The sequence below is a fragment of the Streptomyces sp. PA03-1a genome (genome assembly GCF_033792805.1).
Taxonomy (GTDB): domain Bacteria; phylum Actinomycetota; class Actinomycetes; order Streptomycetales; family Streptomycetaceae; genus Actinacidiphila.
Genome location: NZ_JARAVO010000031.1, coordinates 24,253 through 39,932 on the forward strand (window position 1 = coordinate 24,253; position 15,680 = coordinate 39,932).

The 15,680-nt window shown below is 74.1% G+C and carries 12 protein-coding genes and 1 pseudogene; 5 read left to right on the plus strand and 8 right to left on the minus strand.

What is annotated here, in order from left to right; genetic code table 11:
• Positions 1–24 precede the first annotated feature (24 nt).
• The 4 genes from PV341_RS09595 to PV341_RS09610 all read left to right on the plus strand — a co-directional run bounded on the left by PV341_RS09595 (position 25) and on the right by PV341_RS09610 (position 4,622).
• Complete coding sequence (locus PV341_RS09595) at positions 25–1,116, plus strand: Rv3169 family protein (protein WP_500357365.1); 1,092 nt, start codon at positions 25–27, stop codon at positions 1,114–1,116.
• The gene (locus tag PV341_RS09600) at positions 1,113–2,180 is read left to right on the plus strand and encodes a phosphotransferase family protein (RefSeq protein ID WP_500327952.1); all 1,068 of its coding nucleotides are present in this window, start codon (positions 1,113–1,115) and stop codon (positions 2,178–2,180) included. Before PV341_RS09595 ends, PV341_RS09600 begins: the two co-directional genes overlap by 4 nt.
• Before the next feature lie 282 nt (positions 2,181–2,462).
• Positions 2,463–3,332 (plus strand): glycerophosphodiester phosphodiesterase, encoded by an 870-nt coding sequence (locus PV341_RS09605; RefSeq protein WP_500327953.1) that lies wholly within the window; start codon positions 2,463–2,465, stop codon positions 3,330–3,332.
• A gap of 111 nt (positions 3,333–3,443) precedes the next feature.
• Positions 3,444–4,622 carry an acyltransferase family protein gene (locus PV341_RS09610; protein WP_500357367.1) on the plus strand — a complete coding sequence of 393 codons (1,179 nt, stop codon included), beginning with the start codon at positions 3,444–3,446 and terminating at the stop codon, positions 4,620–4,622.
• Between the two features lie 78 nt (positions 4,623–4,700).
• Here PV341_RS09610 and moeZ read toward each other — a convergent pair whose 3' ends face one another.
• From moeZ to pelF, 5 genes are all read right to left on the minus strand, one after another.
• Positions 4,701–5,879, minus strand: a complete 1,179-nt coding sequence (gene moeZ, locus PV341_RS09615; RefSeq protein ID WP_499513820.1) for an adenylyltransferase/sulfurtransferase MoeZ — start codon at positions 5,877–5,879, stop codon at positions 4,701–4,703.
• Positions 5,880–5,984: 105 nt separating this feature from the next.
• On the minus strand, positions 5,985–6,746 hold the full coding sequence (locus tag PV341_RS09620; RefSeq protein WP_500357369.1) for a spherulation-specific family 4 protein: 762 nt from the start codon (positions 6,744–6,746) through the stop codon (positions 5,985–5,987).
• Positions 6,734–7,654, minus strand: coding sequence for an NAD-dependent epimerase/dehydratase family protein (locus tag PV341_RS09625; protein ID WP_500357371.1), 921 nt, complete (start codon positions 7,652–7,654; stop codon positions 6,734–6,736). Before PV341_RS09625 ends, PV341_RS09620 begins: the two co-directional genes overlap by 13 nt.
• Before the next feature lie 118 nt (positions 7,655–7,772).
• The gene (locus PV341_RS09630; protein ID WP_500327958.1) at positions 7,773–8,816 is read right to left on the minus strand and encodes a hypothetical protein; all 1,044 of its coding nucleotides are present in this window, start codon (positions 8,814–8,816) and stop codon (positions 7,773–7,775) included.
• Positions 8,813–10,477: a GT4 family glycosyltransferase PelF gene (gene pelF, locus PV341_RS09635; protein WP_500327960.1), complete on the minus strand. Its 1,665-nt coding sequence runs from the start codon at positions 10,475–10,477 to the stop codon at positions 8,813–8,815. The genes PV341_RS09630 and pelF overlap by 4 nt, the downstream gene beginning before the upstream one ends.
• 306 nt (positions 10,478–10,783) lie before the next feature.
• On the opposite strand from pelF, the gene thrS reads away from it, so the two are divergent.
• Positions 10,784–12,070, plus strand: coding sequence for a threonine--tRNA ligase (gene thrS, locus PV341_RS09640; RefSeq protein ID WP_500327961.1), 1,287 nt, complete (start codon positions 10,784–10,786; stop codon positions 12,068–12,070).
• Between the two features lie 63 nt (positions 12,071–12,133).
• On the opposite strand, the gene PV341_RS09645 is transcribed toward thrS, so the two are convergent.
• The 3 genes and pseudogenes from PV341_RS09645 to PV341_RS09655 all read right to left on the minus strand — a co-directional run.
• Positions 12,134–13,753, minus strand: coding sequence for a dipeptide ABC transporter ATP-binding protein (locus tag PV341_RS09645; RefSeq protein ID WP_500357372.1), 1,620 nt, complete (start codon positions 13,751–13,753; stop codon positions 12,134–12,136).
• Entirely contained in the window at positions 13,750–14,748 is a 999-nt protein-coding gene (locus PV341_RS09650; RefSeq protein ID WP_500327963.1) for an ABC transporter permease, read from the minus strand. Before PV341_RS09650 ends, PV341_RS09645 begins: the two co-directional genes overlap by 4 nt.
• Positions 14,745–15,671: pseudogene (locus PV341_RS09655) on the minus strand (ABC transporter permease); the annotation flags it as partial. The pseudogene PV341_RS09655 and the gene PV341_RS09650, both read right to left, overlap by 4 nt.
• Positions 15,672–15,680: the final 9 nt, after the last annotated feature.

Consider the following 15,680-nt stretch of genomic DNA (forward strand, 5'->3'; position numbering starts at 1 on the left):
CCGCGCTGACGCATCATCAGGCGCATGCCCGCGCCTCGACCCGTGCCCCTGGACGAGTATCCGGTCCATCAGATCGCCCGTTCCATGCGCCACGTCGCGACCGGTGACCGCAACGCCTACGACCGTTCGATCTTCCACTTCTTCGACCACGAGGGCCGGGCCCTGCTCGTCACCGGCCTCGGCGTCCATCCCAACCTCGGCGTCACCGACGCCTACGCGACCCTGACGCGCGGCACCGGCATGCTCGCGGTGCGCGCCTCGGACGCGCTCGGCGAGGACCGCATGCGGCAGCAGGTCGGGCCGCTGCGCATCGACGTCCTGGAACCGCTCCGCAGGCTCCGGCTGACCTGCGACGACGAGTTCCTCTCGTACGACCTGGAATGGGAGGCCGCGTTCCCTGCCGTCGAGGAGCCGCACCACGCCCAGTACCGGGGCGGCCGGCTCTTCCTGGAGGCCAGCCGCTTCGTCCAGGCCGGCACCTGCCACGGCGTGGTCCGCACCGGCGACGGCGAGGAGATCCGCGTGGAACGCGGCCGCTGGACGGCCACCCGGGACCGCAGCTGGGGTGTGCGCCCGGTGCCCGGCGAGGCCCCGGGACGGGCCGAGGAGGAACACCGCCCGCAAGGTTTCCACTGGCTGTGGATACCGATCCGGTTCGACGACCGCTTCGTCATGGTGATCGCCCAGGAGGACGCCGACGGCTACCGCTCCCTGGACGAGGCCCTGCAGATCACCGAGCACGGCCCGGACCGGCAACTGGGCCGGGCCCAGGTCGGCATCACCTACCGGGCGGGCACCCGCACCCCGGTCACCGCCGTCGTCCACCTCGACGGCGGGAAGATCGAGGCCGAGGTGCTGGTCTCCAGCCCGCTCGCCGTCGGGGCCGGCTACCCGCCCGCCCGCGACTGGCAGCACGGCGAGTGGAAGGGCCGCGGATGGCTCGACCGCCGTGCGTACGACCTGACGGATCCGGCGGTCATGGCGCCGGCCGCGTACGGAGTCACCGACCACGCCGCGCGTTTCGCCTGGGACGGCCGGGTCGGCTACGGCATCTTTGAGCACGGCAGCTTCGGCCGCCACACCCCGAGCGGCTTCACCGGTCAGGAGGCCATGTGACAACGGTGCGCACCACCACCCGCGATCCCCGACTGCTGCGCAGCCGCCTCGACGAGTGGCTGGCCGCGAAGCACCCCGGCGCCCACAGCCGCGCGGTGCACGCCCCCTCCGCGAACGGCCTGTCCAGCGAGACCGTCCTGTTCGACCTGGCCGTCCCCCATCCGGAGGGCACCGCGCGCCAGCGCATCCGCCCCTGCGTGCTGCGGCTGGCCGGCGACCCCGACGCCTACACCGTCTTCCCGACGTACGACATGGCCGCGCAGTACCGCGTCATCCGGACGGTCGCCACGCGCACCCGCGTCCCCGTGCCCGAACTGCTGTGGCTGGAGCCCGACCCGGGGCCGCTCGGCGCGCCCTTCTTCGTCATGGAGCGCGTCCCGGGGCGCGTCCCGCCGGACGTCATGCCCTACACCTACGGCGGCAACTGGCTCTTCGACGCCTCCGAACAGGACCGGGCGCGGCTGGAGCGTTCGACGGTGCGCGTCCTCGCCGAACTCCACACCGTCCCCGGCGAGGGGACGCTGCGCGCGCACGTCGACGCCCAACGCGCCTACTACGAGTGGGTCGTGGACGGGCTGGCGCCCTCCCCCGTCATCGAGCGGGCCTTCGCGTGGCTGGAGAAGCACTGGCCCGCCGACCCCGGCCCGTCCGTGCTCAGCTGGGGCGACGCCAGGATCGGCAACATCGTCTACGACGCTGACTTCGCCCCCGTCGCCGTCCTCGACTGGGAGATGGCCTCCGCCGGCCCCCGGGAACTGGATCTCGCCTGGCTGGTGTACCTGCACCGCTTCTTCCAGGACCTCACCGTCTCCGCCGGCTTCCCCGGCATGCCGGACTTCCTCGACCGCGACCGCGTCGCGGCGACCTACGCGGAGCTCACCGGGCACACCCCGGGCCACCTGGACTTCCACCTCCTGTACGCCGCGCTGCGGCACGCGATCGTGATGCTGCGGATCGGTCACCGCCAGGTGCACTTCGGGGAGCGCGAGATGCCGGCCGACCCGGACGCGCTGATCCTGCACCGGGACACGCTGGAGGCGATGGTGGAGGGCCGCCACCGCTGATCCCGGGACCCGGCCCGGAACCTCACACAGAACCTCACGCTCCGTGACGGCGGGGCCGCCCGGGGTGCCCGCAGCGGCGCCCCGGGCGGCCCCGCGGCCCGTTGTCGGGCGGCCGCCACCCGGGTGGGCCTCAGGACCTGCGGCCGGACGTCATCCGTGCCACCCTGGCGGGGGAACGGGATGACGATATTCACCCGTTTGTCATGCCGTGCACTGCCGTGTCCGGGTACGGGCTGCGACCCTCGGTCGGGGAGGGGACCCGCGCCGTCGTGAGGAGTACGCATGCACCAGCACCTCGCCCGTACCGCCACGGCCGTCGCCCTGCTGGGAGCCTCCGCGTTCGTCACCATGCCGGCCCACGCGGCCCCCGCGGACCCCTCCTCCCCCACGGTCTTCGCCCACCGGGGCGCGTCCACCGAGGCCCCCGAGAACACCCTGGCGGCCGTGCGCAAGGCCAACGAGCAGCACATCAAGTGGATCGAGAACGACGTCCAGCGCACCAAGGACGGGGCCCTGGTGGTGATCCACGACGCGACGCTGAACCGCACCACCGACGTCGAGCAGGTCTTCCCGGACCGCTCCCCCTGGCGCGTCGCCGACTTCACGCTCGCCGAGATCCGCCGGCTCGACGCCGGCAGCTGGTTCGCCCCCCGCTTCCGCGGCGAACGCGTCCCCACCCTCCAGGAGTACCTGACCCTCCTCGACCGCGACCAGCAGGGCCTGCTGCTGGAGCTCAAGCAGCCCGAGCTCTACCCCGGCATCGAGAAGCAGACCGTCGACACCCTCGAGAAGGCCGGCTGGCTCGACCGGGCCCACCTCTCCGGCCGCCTGGTCATCCAGAGCTTCAGCGCCGACGCCCTGCGCCGCACCCACGCACTGCGCCCTGCCGTCGAGACCGGCTTCCTGGGCAGCCCGCCGGTCTCACAGCTGAAGGAGTACGCGGCCTTCGCCGACCAGATCAACCCGGACGAGAAGGACGTCACCTACGCCTACGTGCAGGCGGTCCACGGCACGAAGGGCCCCGACGGCAAGCCGCTGCGCGTGAACGCGTGGACGGTCGACGACCTCACCACCGCCGTCCGCATGGCGGCCCTGGGCGCCGACGGCATCATCACCAACCGCCCGGACGTCATCCGCAACGGCGTGCAGTGACCCGGACGGCGGCGTGCGCCGCCCGTTGAACCGCTCGGCCGAACGCGACGTACCTGTCACCGTGGGTGGCACCAGGTCGCCGACGTGGAGGGAAAGGGCCGAACGATCCCCTTGGACGCGAGCCGCCCCGTCAGCAGCGCCGGCACGGCGCACGGCCGGCAGGAAGTGCCGGGCCTCGAAGGCCTGCGCGGCCTGGCCGCACTGTACGTACTCCTGTTCCACTGCTGGCTGTACACGTTCCCGGGGTATCCCGACAGTTCGGCCCCCCGGTGGCTGGACGGGCTGATGTACGGCCGTCTCGCCGTCGTCTTCTTCCTGGTGCTGTCGGGGTTCTCCCTGGCCATCTCCCCGGCGCGCGACGGCTGGCGGCTGGGCGGTGCCGCCCGTTTCCTGCGGCGCCGGGCCTGGCGCATCCTCCCCCCGTACTGGGCGGCGCTCGCGCTGAGCCTGCTCGTCGCCTTCTTCGTGGTGCCGGCCTCGCACTTCGGGCTGCCCACCGGCGCGACGGTCCTGGTGTACGGGCTGGTCGCCCAGGACGTGTTCACCGCGCCGACGCCGAACGGCACGTTCTGGTCGATCGGCGTGGAGGCGGAGCTCTACCTCCTCTTCCCGCTCCTGCTGTTCGTCCGGCGGCGGCTGGGGGCCGTGGTCCTGGTCGCGGGCGTGACGCTCCTGGTCGTCGCCCGGGGCCTGATGGCCGCGCACGCGACCCCGGTGGAGGGGGACAACTGGCTCACCCCGCATCTCGCCCCGGTGTTCGTCGCCGGTCTGGCGGGCGCGTGGATCGTCGTCGCGTCGGCCCGGGTCCGGCGCCTGCCGTGGCACTGGTTCGCCGTCCTGGCCGCCGTGCCGGTCGTGGCGCTCGCCGCCGTCAAGGGCCGGGTCTGGACGGTGGACCACTACTTCTGGGTGGATCTCGCCGTCGCGCCCGCCATGACGATGCTGATCGCCGCGGTCGCCACCGGAAGGCCCGCCTTCCTGCTCAGGCTCCTGACCGCACGCCCCGTCCGTGTCCTGGGCGACTTCTCGTACAGCCTCTACCTCGTGCACCTGCCCGTCGTCATGACCGTCATCAGGCGCGTCGCCCCCAGGTTCGTCTCCCCCGGGCTGCCCACGTTCTGGTTCACCCTCGTAGTGGCGTTGCCCGTCTCGCTGCTGGTGGCGTGGCTGTTCGCCCGGGTCTTCGAGCTGCCCTTCAAGCGGCACCGCTCCTGGAAGTCCCTGCTCGCGCCGGTCCGTTCGCGGTCCACCGGCCCGGGGCCGGCCGGGGCCGCGCCGGCAGGTCCGTGACGTCCGGCCCGCGGGGACAGCGAAGGCCCGCGGCGTCCGAACCGGTCGGACGCCGCGGGCCTTCGCCTCACCTGTCGGTCAGTACACCGGCTTGTCGGGCTCGATCGTGTTGACCCAGCCGATGACGCCGCCGCCGACGTGGACCGCGTCGGAGAAGCCCGCGGACTTCAGGACGGCGAGGACCTCGGCGGAGCGGACGCCGGTCTTGCAGTGCAGGACGATCTTCTTGTCCTGGGGGAGGTCCTGGAGGGCGTTGCCCATGAGGAACTCGTTCTTGGGGATCAGACGCGCACCCGGGATCGAGACGATCTCGTACTCGTTGGGCTCGCGGACGTCGATGATGTCGATGTTCTCACCGTCGTCGATCCACTCCTTGAGCTGCTTGGGAGTGATCGTCGACCCCATCGCCGCCTCCTGCGCCTCCTCGGAGACGACGCCGCAGAAGGCCTCGTAGTCGATGAGCTCGGTGACGGTCGGGTTCTCGCCGCAGACCGCGCAGTCCGGGTCCTTGCGGACCTTGACCTGGCGGTACTGCATCTCCAGGGCGTCGTAGATCATCAGGCGGCCGACGAGCGGCTCGCCGGTGCCGGTGAGGACCTTGATGGCCTCGGTGACCTGGATGGAGCCGATGGACGCGCACAGCACGCCCAGGACACCGCCCTCGGCGCAGGAGGGCACCATGCCCGGCGGCGGGGGCTCGGGGTACAGGCAGCGGTAGCAGGGGCCGTGCTCGGACCAGAAGACCGACGCCTGGCCGTCGAAGCGGTAGATGGAGCCCCAGACGTACGGCTTGTTCAGCAGCACGCACGCGTCGTTGACCAGGTAGCGGGTCGCGAAGTTGTCCGTGCCGTCGACGATCAGGTCGTACTGGCTGAAGATGTCCATCACGTTGTCGGCCTCGAGCCGCTCCTCGTGAAGGACCACGTTGACGTAGGGGTTGATGCCCTTGACGCTGTCGCGGGCGGACTCCGCCTTGGAGCGGCCGATGTCCGCCTGGCTGTGGATGATCTGGCGCTGCAGGTTGGACTCGTCGACCTCGTCGAACTCCACGATGCCGAGCGTGCCCACCCCGGCGGCGGCCAGGTACATCAGGGCGGGCGAACCGAGACCGCCGGCGCCCACACAGAGCACCTTGGCGTTCTTCAGCCGCTTCTGCCCGTCCATCCCCACGTCGGGGATGATCAGGTGGCGGGAGTACCTGCGGACCTCGTCGACGGTGAGCTCGGCGGCCGGCTCGACCAGGGGTGGCAGCGACACGGGGACTCCGTTTGTCGATCGATCACTACGGTGGTTATTCCCGTAACACTGCCACGCCCTTCTTCATTCCGAGACCGCCGTCCCGAGGGGCGAGACTGATGTGGGTCACATGCTGGGCGGCGGCTGGCGGCGGAGCATGCGCGAGGCCTCGTCCCAGTAGCCCGGCAGGCCGTCCCAGGCCGCGTGATCGGTGCGGTCGGTGAAGTAGACCGTCGCCGCGCCCTGCCAGCGGGCGATCCGCATGGCGTTCTCCAGGTGCGGGGCCGGGACGCCGTGCACCAGGTGGCAGAAACGCTCCGGCGGGTACGCGGCCGTCCACTCCGGGGCCTCCGACCAGCGGTACTGCATCCACGGCCCGGCGAAGGTCACCAGTTGGTCGGCGGCTTCGGCGTAGCCCTCGTACGGATGGCAGCCGTGACCGAGCACCACATGCCCGGTGCTGCCGCCCTCCACCGTCAGCAGCGCGCGCAGGGTGGTGATCACCCGGCGGCAGTCGGACAGCTCCGAACTCGTGGTCGGGGCACGGTCGAGGTAGAAGCCGTCGACCCGGTACCAGTCGAGGAAGCGGTGCGCGTCGGCGACCAGTTGGCCGAAGGGACGCGCCCCGTGCCGGGTGTCCAGGTACCCGAGCACCGGCACGGCCGCGTCGCGCAGCCGGGCGCACGCCTGCGTGTAGAGCGGGTCGATCCGGGCGCCGGGGCCCCGCGCCACGTTGAGCACCACCCAGTGCATCGGCGCCTCGGGGCGGGCCAGTTCGGCCCATTCGCCCGGGGCGACCAGCGGGTGCGCGTACGCGGGGACCCCGAAGCCCAGTCCGTCGCAACGGTCGATCGGCCTGCGCAGGCCGATCGGTGTCACACGCGGCATGCCGCCTCCATCCAGACGTCGGCGAGGGATTCCTCGAGGGCGATGCGCGGGCGCCAGCCGAGGCGGTCGCGGGCGGTGCGGATGTCGGCCTGCTGCCAGGCGCCGCAGCCGTCCGGGTAGTGGGGGTGGCCGGTGCCGTTCGCCATCAGGTGCGGGTCCTCGACCTCGTGGAGGGCGCCCGCGTAGCCCGCGGCGTTGGCCAGGGCCGCGGCCACCTCGCGCAGCGGTACGGCGTGGCCCGTGCCGATGTTGACCAGGCCCTGGGCGGCGGAGAGCGAGGCCGCGTGCACGGCGCGGGCCACGTCGCGCACGTCCACGAAGTCCCGCTGCACGCCGAGTCCGGTCAGCTTCAGCTCGCCGTCGCCGGTCTGCATGGCCCGGCGCATCGCCTCCGCGAGCCGCCCGATCGGCGAGGCGGTGGGCGTCCCCGGCCCGACCGGGGTGAAGACCCGCAGCACGACGGCGTCGAGCCCGGAGCCGAGCACCAGTTCCGTCGCGGCGAGCTTGCTGACCCCGTACGGACCGCCCGGCCGGGGCACGGCGTCCTCGGCCGTCGAGGAACCGGTGGGCGAGGGCCCGTACTCCGCGGCACAGCCCACCTGGACCAGCCGGGCGGAGGTGGCGCTGCGGCGCATCGCCTCGCACACGGAGGCGACCGCGATCGTGTTGTGCCGTGTGAGTTCGCGCGCCCCGCCGCGGGTGGCGCCCGCGCAGTTGACGACGACCCCGGGGTGGACGGCGTCCATGAAGCGCGCCAGCGCGCCGGGACTGCCGGACGACAGGTCGAAGCGCACGTCCGCGTCGTCGCTGCGGCCGAGGGCGGTCAGCTGCACGGCGGGGTCGGCCAGCAGCCGTTCGGCCACGTGACGGCCGACGAATCCGTTGGCGCCCAGGAGGAGGACTCTCATAGCGAGCGCCTCCGCTGCGCTCGCCGTGGTCGGGGGTGCGGGTGGGTCATCGTGAATGGCTCCTTGGCTTCTTCTACGGAACTGCGGGGTGTGCCGGGCCGCCCCGGCCGCCGGCCGCTCATCGCGGCGCCGCCGCGGCCGTGTGCGCCGACGCACGCGAGAGGGTGGTCAGGGCGTGGGCCGCCAGCGCCAGGGCGGCGGCCGCGCAGGCCAGCGCGGGGACGGCGGCCGGCGGGAGGGGGAACCGGTTCAGCAGGGCCGCGGCCAGGGCCACGGCCTCGGTGGCGCAGGCGAGCCCGGTGCCGATGGCCGCCGGGTCGGGGTGGCCGTGCACCGCGAGCAGACGGGCGGTGAACAGCAGCAGGGCGAGCGCCGCGGGCCCGGCGAGCGCGGCGGGGGTGAGCGGGGCGCCCGCCACGGCCCGGGCGGCGCACAGCAGCGCGAGCACCAAGGCGAGGAAGAGCGCGAGCGTGCCCGCCAGCAACGGCCGCACGGCACCACCGAACTCCTCCAGGCTGCGGCTGCGCAGCAGGTGCCCGCGGGAGCGCACCGCGAAGCGGTGGGCGCACCAGGCGGCCGGCGCGAGGGAGAGCGCGAGCGCGGTCAGCTCGGCGGCGTCCGCGGCGGGCAGCACGCCCCCGGCGAAGCCGTCGACGGCGCGTGGCCCGTACAGCCCGAACCCCACCAGCCAGCAGCTCCACACCGCACCGGCCGGACCCGTGCCGTACGGCGCCCTCAGCGGTCCGCGGCGCAGGGCGGCGAGGAGCACGAGCAGGAGCAGCGGCACGGCCACCGCGACCACCGTGACCGGCGGCAGCCAGCGCAGCGCCGCGCCGGCGGCGGCACAGACGGCGCCCGGGGCGAGGGTGAGCAGCAGGGCGGGGCGGTCCGCCGGCCGGCCCGCGGCAGGCGGGGCGGTGGCGCGGGGCACCCGGGCGTAGAGCTCCTCGGCGAGGGAGAAGACGTCGCGGTGCCGGAAGCCCGCCGCGACGCGGTCGGTGACGCCCTGCGCCTCCAGTCCGGCCACGATCTCCAGCGGGTCCACCGCCTCGGCGCACAGCTGCCGGTGACGGTGCATCAGGGCGCGGACGGGGTCGGCGGGGCCGCGTTTGCGGGGGCCGCCCCTGCGGGCGCCGGCTTCGGTCTCCTGCACGTGGCTCATGCGCGTTCCCGCCTCTCGGCTCCGGCGTACGCCGGCTCACGGGCGGCGAGCGCCCAGGCCGGTGTGGCCGTCCAGTGGCCGGGGACACGGGATTCGGCGGGCCTGCCGAAGGGGACGGGGGTGCCGTCCGGGTCGCGCAGCGGGGCCTGACGGCCGGGCGCGTGGGCGACCAGGTCGAGGTAGATCTCCCGGAACGCGGCCAGGTTCCGCTCGACGGTGAAGAGCTCCAGGGCGCGTTCGCGTGCGGCGGCGCCCAGCCGCTGCCGGCGCTCGGGGTCGCGCAGCAGGGCGACGCAGGCCTCGGCGAGCGCCTTCGGGTTGCGCGGGGGCACGACCAGGCCGGTCCCGCCGATGACCTCCCGTACGGCGCCGACGTCCGTGGAGACGGTGGCCCGGCCGCAGAACATGGCCTCGACCAGGGTGACCGGGAAGCCCTCGACGACGCTGGAGAGGACGACCACGTCCCCGGCCGCGTAGGCGTCGGGGAGCGCCGGGGCGCCCGGCGAGCCGAGCTCCTCGAAGGAGACCGGGTTCTCGCCCGCGGTGACGGCGTCGGCCGCCTCGTCGGGGAAGAGCTGCGCCGCCAGGGAGCGGCACTGCTCCAGGTACGCGGGGTCGCCCTCGCCGGCGCGGACGACGCGCAGCCGCGCTCCGGGTTCCTCCTTGCGCACCTCCCCGAAGGCGTGCAGCAGCCCGACCAGGTCCTTGCCGGGGTCGACCCGGCCGACCCACACCAGCGCCGGCTCGCCGCCCTCGGCGTCGGCCGGGGGCTCGGGTACGGGCCCGTGGTAGCCGGGGTAGACCGTACGCACGCGGTCCCGCTCGGCGCCGCAGTGCTCCTGCCAGCGGCGCGCGTGGGCGTTGCCGGGGGTGACCAGGGCGGCCCGGCGGTACGCCTCGCCCGCGAGGTGGCGGTGGAAGGCGGCGAGCAGGGCGCGTACCGGGGCGGACAGTCCCGCGGCGCGGTGCAGCAGCAGGGTCTCGCGCAGCCGCACGCCGTACTCGGTCACCAGCAGCGGCGTGCCGAAGAACCGTTTGGCCAGGAGAGCGGGCAGCAGGGCGGTGCCGCCGGTCACGGCGTGGCAGAGGTCGGCGGTGGCCAGCGCGTCGCCGAACTCGTCGTACCAGGGCGCGGCCAGCGGCCGCAGCGCGCGCTCCAACTGGTCGGCCGCGAGCAGGAGATCGCCCACCCCCGCCTCCCCGACGAGGGGTCGCGCGCCGGGCGCCCGGCAGACCTCCTCCAGCACGCGCACCGCGTGCTCGGAGCGCAGCAGCGCCGGGACGCCACCGTCCTCGCGGGCGAGTTCGGCGAGGCCGTAGAGCGCGGAGGCGAAACGGTCCGCCACGCCATTGGCCCCGGCGTCGCCCGCCAGCACGCCGACGAGGTCGCGGTACTGCTCCAGCGCCTGCGCCCGCCGCCGGCGCGCCTTGCCCGGCACGCCCCCGGGCCCCGGCGCCGGCCCCCACAGCGGCAGCACGCGCACGTCCCGCACCTGCGGCGGCAGCGCCGGCAGCCCCGCCGTCCCGGCCCGTTCGTTCCTGCCGAGCGCGTACACCGCGAACTCGTGCCCGGGGAGCCCGCGCACGAGCCGGTCGACCCAGGCGCCCCCCTCACCCCGGGCGTACGGATAACCACCCTCCGCGAGTAATGCGATACGCACGTCTGCCCCCTCTCCGCACCGGTCCGTTCGGGCGCGATGACCGTATTCCGGCGAAGTGGGGGCACGACGGACGGTTGTCCGCCGTGCCACCGAAAGGGGTGAAGAGACGTAACTTTCCCCAGCGTTGTGCGTTGTGACCGGGTAGACGTTCACCGGGTGGTCCCCGGGCGGGCGGGGCGCGGTGCGAATCCCGCGCGGGCGCCGGCCGTGGCTGTTATCGTCACCGGTATGAAGCGCGCTGCCATCACGACGACGCCGGAGAGTGTCCCGGCGCGCTGACCCCTGTCATGAGGAAGCCCCGGGCGAGTGCCCGGGGCTTCCGCTTGCGGTCATTCGCCCGCCGTCCGCGAGGAGACCGCCGTGCACGACCACCGCAGACTCGGCCGCGAGCTCGGCCTGTTCGACACCGACCCGCTGATCGGCGCGGGACTGCCCTACTGGCTGCCGGACGGCGCCGCCGTCCGGCACGCCCTGGAGGAGTACGTCCGCGAGGCCGAACGCCGGGCGGGCTACCGCCACGTGTACTCACCCGTGCTCGGCAAACGCGAGCTGTACGAGATCTCCGGGCACTGGGCGCACTACAGCGACGACATGTTCCCGCCGATGGACCTCGGCGGCGAGCAGGTCGTGCTGCGGCCGAGCCTGTGTCCCCACCACGCGCTGATCTACCGCTCGCGCCCGCGCAGCCACCGCGAACTGCCGCTGCGCATGGCCGAGCTGGGCGGCATGTACCGCTCCGAGCTGTCCGGCGTGCTCGGCGGGCTCACCCGCGTACGGGCCATCCAGCTCAACGACGCGCACATCTTCTGCACCCTCGACCAGGTCGCCGACGAGGCCGCCGCCGCCCTGGGGATGATCGGCCGGGCGTACCGCGCCCTGGGCATCACCCCTGCCCGTCACCGGCTCTCCCTCCCCGGGCCCGGCGGCAAGTACGTCGCCGAGCCCGAGCTGTGGGAACGCTCCACCGCCCTGCTGACCGAGGTCCTGGACCGCTCGGGGCTGCCCTACGAGGCGGCGGAGGGCGAGGCCGCGTTCTACGGCCCCAAGATCGACGTCCAGGTCGCCGACGGCGCGGGCCGCGAGGCCACCTTGTCCACCGTGCAGATCGACTTCCACCAGCCCCGGCAGTTCGGGCTGCACTACATCGGCGCGGACGGCGCGAAGCACCGTCCGGTCATGGTGCACCGCAGCGTCGTCGGCAGCGTGGAGCGGGCCGTGGCGCACCTGGTCGAGCAGCACGGCGGAGCGTTCCCCCCGTGGCTCGCGCCCACCCAGGTGGTCGTCCTGCCGGTGTCGGAGGCGGAGCTGCCCGAGGCCGAGGCGCTGGTAGGTCGGTGCCTCGGCCTGGGCCTGCGCGCGGACCTGCGCGCACCGGACCGCGGCACCCTCGGGGCGCGCGTCCGGGAGGCCCGCCTCGTCCCCTACCAGGCCGTCATCGGCCCGAAGGAGGCCGCGGACGCGCACGTCGCCCTGCGGCTCCGCGACGGCCGCCGCCTTCCGCCGCTGCCCGCGCACGTGGTACTGGAGCGCGTCCGTGCGGCCGTGGCCGCCCATGACGTGGAGCTGTGGCCCGGGCGCGAGGACCCCGCCTGACCGCCGCGCGGCACGGCGGGGCGGGGCGCGCCCGTCCGACCGGGCCGGGCGCACCCCGGCGCGTCAGGCGGTGGCCGCCAGTGCGTGGCGCCGGGCGGCGCGCCGCGCGGCGGACTCCTGCGGGTCGAGCACCGGGACCGCCGCCAGCAGCCCCTTGGTGTACTCGTGCTCCGGCGCCTCGTAGACCCGCCCGGCGGGCCCGTACTCCACGACCCGGCCCGCCCGCATGACCGCGACGTTGTCGCTGACCTGGCGCACCACGGCCAGGTCGTGGGCGATGAAGACCAGTGCGAGTCCCAGCTCGCGCTGCAACTCGCCCAGCAGCCGGATGACCTGCGCCTGCGTCGTGACGTCGAGCGCCGACACCGGCTCGTCGCAGACGATCAGCCGGGGCTCGGGCGCCAGCGCCCGGGCGATGCCGACGCGCTGCCGCTGACCGCCGCTGAACTCGTGCGGATAGCGGTGGTACCAGTCGGGGTCGAGCCCGACCCGTTCCAGCAGTTCCCGCACGCGGGCGACGACCGCGGCGTCGTCGAGCACGCCGGCCGTCCGCAGCGGGTCCGCGATGGACTCGCCGATGCTGCGCCGCGGGTTGAGCGAGGACACCGGGTCCTGGAACACCATCTGCAGTCCCGGCGTGCCCGGGCCGGGACGCACACCCGGGCGCCGCAGCTCGCCGCCCGTGGGCTCCAGGAGCCCCACGAGCATCCGCCCGAGCGTGGTCTTGCCGCTGCCGCTCTCCCCGACGACGCCGAGCGTCTCGCCCGCGCGCACGGTCAGCGAGACGCCGTCGACCGCCGCGACCCGGGAGCCGCGCCCGCCGAACTCCCGCCGCACGCCGATGGCTTCGAGGAGGACCTCGCCCACGGCCGCGCCGCGCGGCTTCGCCGTCTCCACCCGCGGGACCGCGGCCACCAGGTCCCGCGTGTACGGCTGCTGCGGTGCGCCCAGCACGGTGCCGACCGGCCCGCGCTCCACGGTACGGCCGTCCTTCATCACCAGGACCTCGTCGACGCTCCCGGCCACCACGCCCAGGTCGTGGGTGACCAGCAGCAGCCCCATGCCGGTCTCCTGCCGCAGTTCGCCGAGCAGGTCGAGGATCTGCGCCTGCACGGTGACGTCGAGGGCCGTCGTCGGTTCGTCCGCGACGAGCAGCCGCGGCTCGCACGCGAGCGCCATGGCGATGAGCGCCCGCTGGCGCATGCCGCCGCTGAACTCGTGCGGCCGGAAGCGGGCCCGCCTCGGTGCGTCGGCGATGCCGACCCGGTCGAGCACCTCGACCGCCCGCGCGCGGGCCGCCCGCCGGGAGGCCTTGGGGTGGTGGACCCGGTACACCTCGGCGATCTGGTCGCCGATCGCGAAGTACGGGTCGAGCGAGGACAGCGGGTCCTGGAAGACCATTGCCGCGAGCCCGCCGCGCAGCCCGCGCAGTTCCTTCTCTCCCGCGGTCAGGACGTCGACGCCGGCCACCCGCACCGAGCCGCCGATCCGCGCACCGCTGCCGCGGTGCAGTCCCAGCAGGGTGAAGGCGGTGGCGCTCTTGCCGCTGCCGGACTCGCCGACGACGCCGAGGGCGCCGCCCTGCTCCAGGGAGAAGGAGAGCCCGTCCACGGCCCGGACGGTGCCCGTGCCGGTGGGGAAGTCGACCGTGAGGTCCTCGACCTCGATCAGCCGTGACGTCATGCCAGCACCACCCGTCGGTCGGCCACCGCGTACAGGACGTCCGCGAGGGCGTTGGCGAGGACCACGAAGAAGCCGGTGACCAGTACCAGTCCGACCACGACCGGCAGGTCCTCGGTCTTCACCGAGTCCACCAGGCTCTTGCCGAGCCCGGGGATGCCGAAGAGCGACTCGGTGAGCACCGCGCCGCCGAACATCGTCCCCAGGTCCAGCGCGGTCAGTGCGATGACCGGCGGCAGGGCGCCGCGCAGGGCGTGCCGTCCGATGACGGAACGCTCGCGGACGCCGTAGGCGCGGAAGGTGCGCACATGGTCCTCGGCGAGCGTGTCCAGCATGGAACTGCGGGTCAGCCGGGCGTACTTGGCGCTCTCCAGGATGGCCAGGGAGAGCCAGGGCAGCACCAGGTTCCACGCCCACTGCTCGGGGTCCTCGGTCAGCGGGACGTAGGACGGGAAGGGCAGCCAGCCCAGCACCGAGACGAACAGCAGCATCAGCAGGATGCCGATGATGAAGACGGGCACGGCGTTGCCGGCGAGGGTGAGCCCGGTCAGCAGCCGTTCGGTGAGCCCGCCGTGTCGCAGCGCCGAGAGCACCCCGGTGCCGACGCCGATGACCAGCCACAGCACCATCGCGCCCAGCGAGAGCGAGGCGGTGGCCGGCAGCCGCTGGGCGAGCAGGGAGGTCACCTGCTCGCCGCTCTGGTACGAGAAGCCCAGGCACGGTGCGCCGCAGTGCTCGGTGCCGACACCGGTGCTGATGTCGGTGCCGGCGAACAGGCCGTGCAGGAAGTGGGCGTACTGCGCGTAGGCAGGGTCGTCCAGGCCCAGCTGGGTGCGGACCTGGGCGACCTGGTCGGCGGAGCACTTCGGCCCGCAGGCCAGCCGTGCCGGGTCGCCGGGCAGGACGTAGAAGAGGGCGTAGACCGCGATGCTCAGCACGAGCAGGACCAGCAGGGCCGCCAGCAGCCGGCGCAGCGCGAAACGGGTGAGGAGGATCATGACCGCGCCTCCTTGCGCCTGCGGGCCAGGGACCGCAGGCGGCTGCCGGCGCGCGGGTCCAGGGCGGTGCGCACGCCGTCGCCGAGGGCGGTGAAGGCGAGGACGGTGACGAAGATCAGGCCGGCGGGCAGCAGCACGTACGTCGGATCGGCCTGGTACCAGGTGGTCGCGGAGGAGAGCATCTGTCCCCAGGAGGGCGTGGGCGGCTTGACGCCGATGCCGAGGAAGGACAGTCCCGCCTCCGACGCGATGTTGGAGGGCACCAGCAGCGCGCTGTAGGTCACCACGGGCGCGGCCAGCGACGGCAGCAGTTCGCGGCGCGCGATCCGCCACCGGCCGGCGCCGCCGAGCCGGGCGGCGGCCACGTAGTCGAGGGACTTCAGGCTCAGGGTCTGGGCCCGGACGATGCGGGAGGTGCCGCCCCAGCCGAGCAGGCCGAGGACGAGGACCAGCAGCACCGGACGCGGGAAGCCGGCGGGGACGATCGCCAGCAGGGCGATGGAGAAGACCAGGGTGGGCAGCGCCAGCATGACGTCGGTGGTCCGGCTGAGCAGGTTGTCCAGGAAGCGGTTGCCGAGACCGGCGGCGAGGCCGACCGCGACCCCGAGGACGACCTGCACGACGGTGGCGGCGAGGCCGATGCCGAGCGAGATCCGCGCGCCGTACACGAGCCGGGCGAACAGGTCGCGTCCGGTGCCGGGTTCGACGCCGAGCCAGTGGTCGGCGCTGACGCCGCCGAAGGAGCCGGTCGGCACGCCGCCGAGGGCGGAGTCGACGGCGGAGGCGTGGTACGCGTCCGGGTCCTGCCCCTCCAGGGCGGCGAGCAGCGGGGCGGCGAGGGCCACCAGGACGAGCAGGGCGATCACGGCGACCCCGGCGAGGGCGGCGCGCTGGGCGCGCAGCCGCCGCCAGAGCTGCCGGGCGCGGCGAGC

Excerpts from the sequence above, each read along its gene's own strand:
- PV341_RS09650 (WP_500327963.1), bottom strand. The coding sequence starts at position 14,748 with ATGATCCTCCTCACCCGTTTCGCGCTGCGCCGGCTGCTGGCGGCCCTG.
- PV341_RS09620 (WP_500357369.1), bottom strand. The coding sequence starts at position 6,746 with ATGCCGCGTGTGACACCGATCGGCCTGCGCAGGCCGATCGACCGTTGC.
- PV341_RS09625 (WP_500357371.1), bottom strand. The coding sequence starts at position 7,654 with ATGAGAGTCCTCCTCCTGGGCGCCAACGGATTCGTCGGCCGTCACGTG.
- PV341_RS09630 (WP_500327958.1), bottom strand. The coding sequence starts at position 8,816 with ATGAGCCACGTGCAGGAGACCGAAGCCGGCGCCCGCAGGGGCGGCCCC.
- PV341_RS09645 (WP_500357372.1), bottom strand. The coding sequence starts at position 13,753 with ATGACGTCACGGCTGATCGAGGTCGAGGACCTCACGGTCGACTTCCCC.
- PV341_RS09595 (WP_500357365.1), top strand. The coding sequence starts at position 25 with ATGCCCGCGCCTCGACCCGTGCCCCTGGACGAGTATCCGGTCCATCAG.
- PV341_RS09605 (WP_500327953.1), top strand. The coding sequence starts at position 2,463 with ATGCACCAGCACCTCGCCCGTACCGCCACGGCCGTCGCCCTGCTGGGA.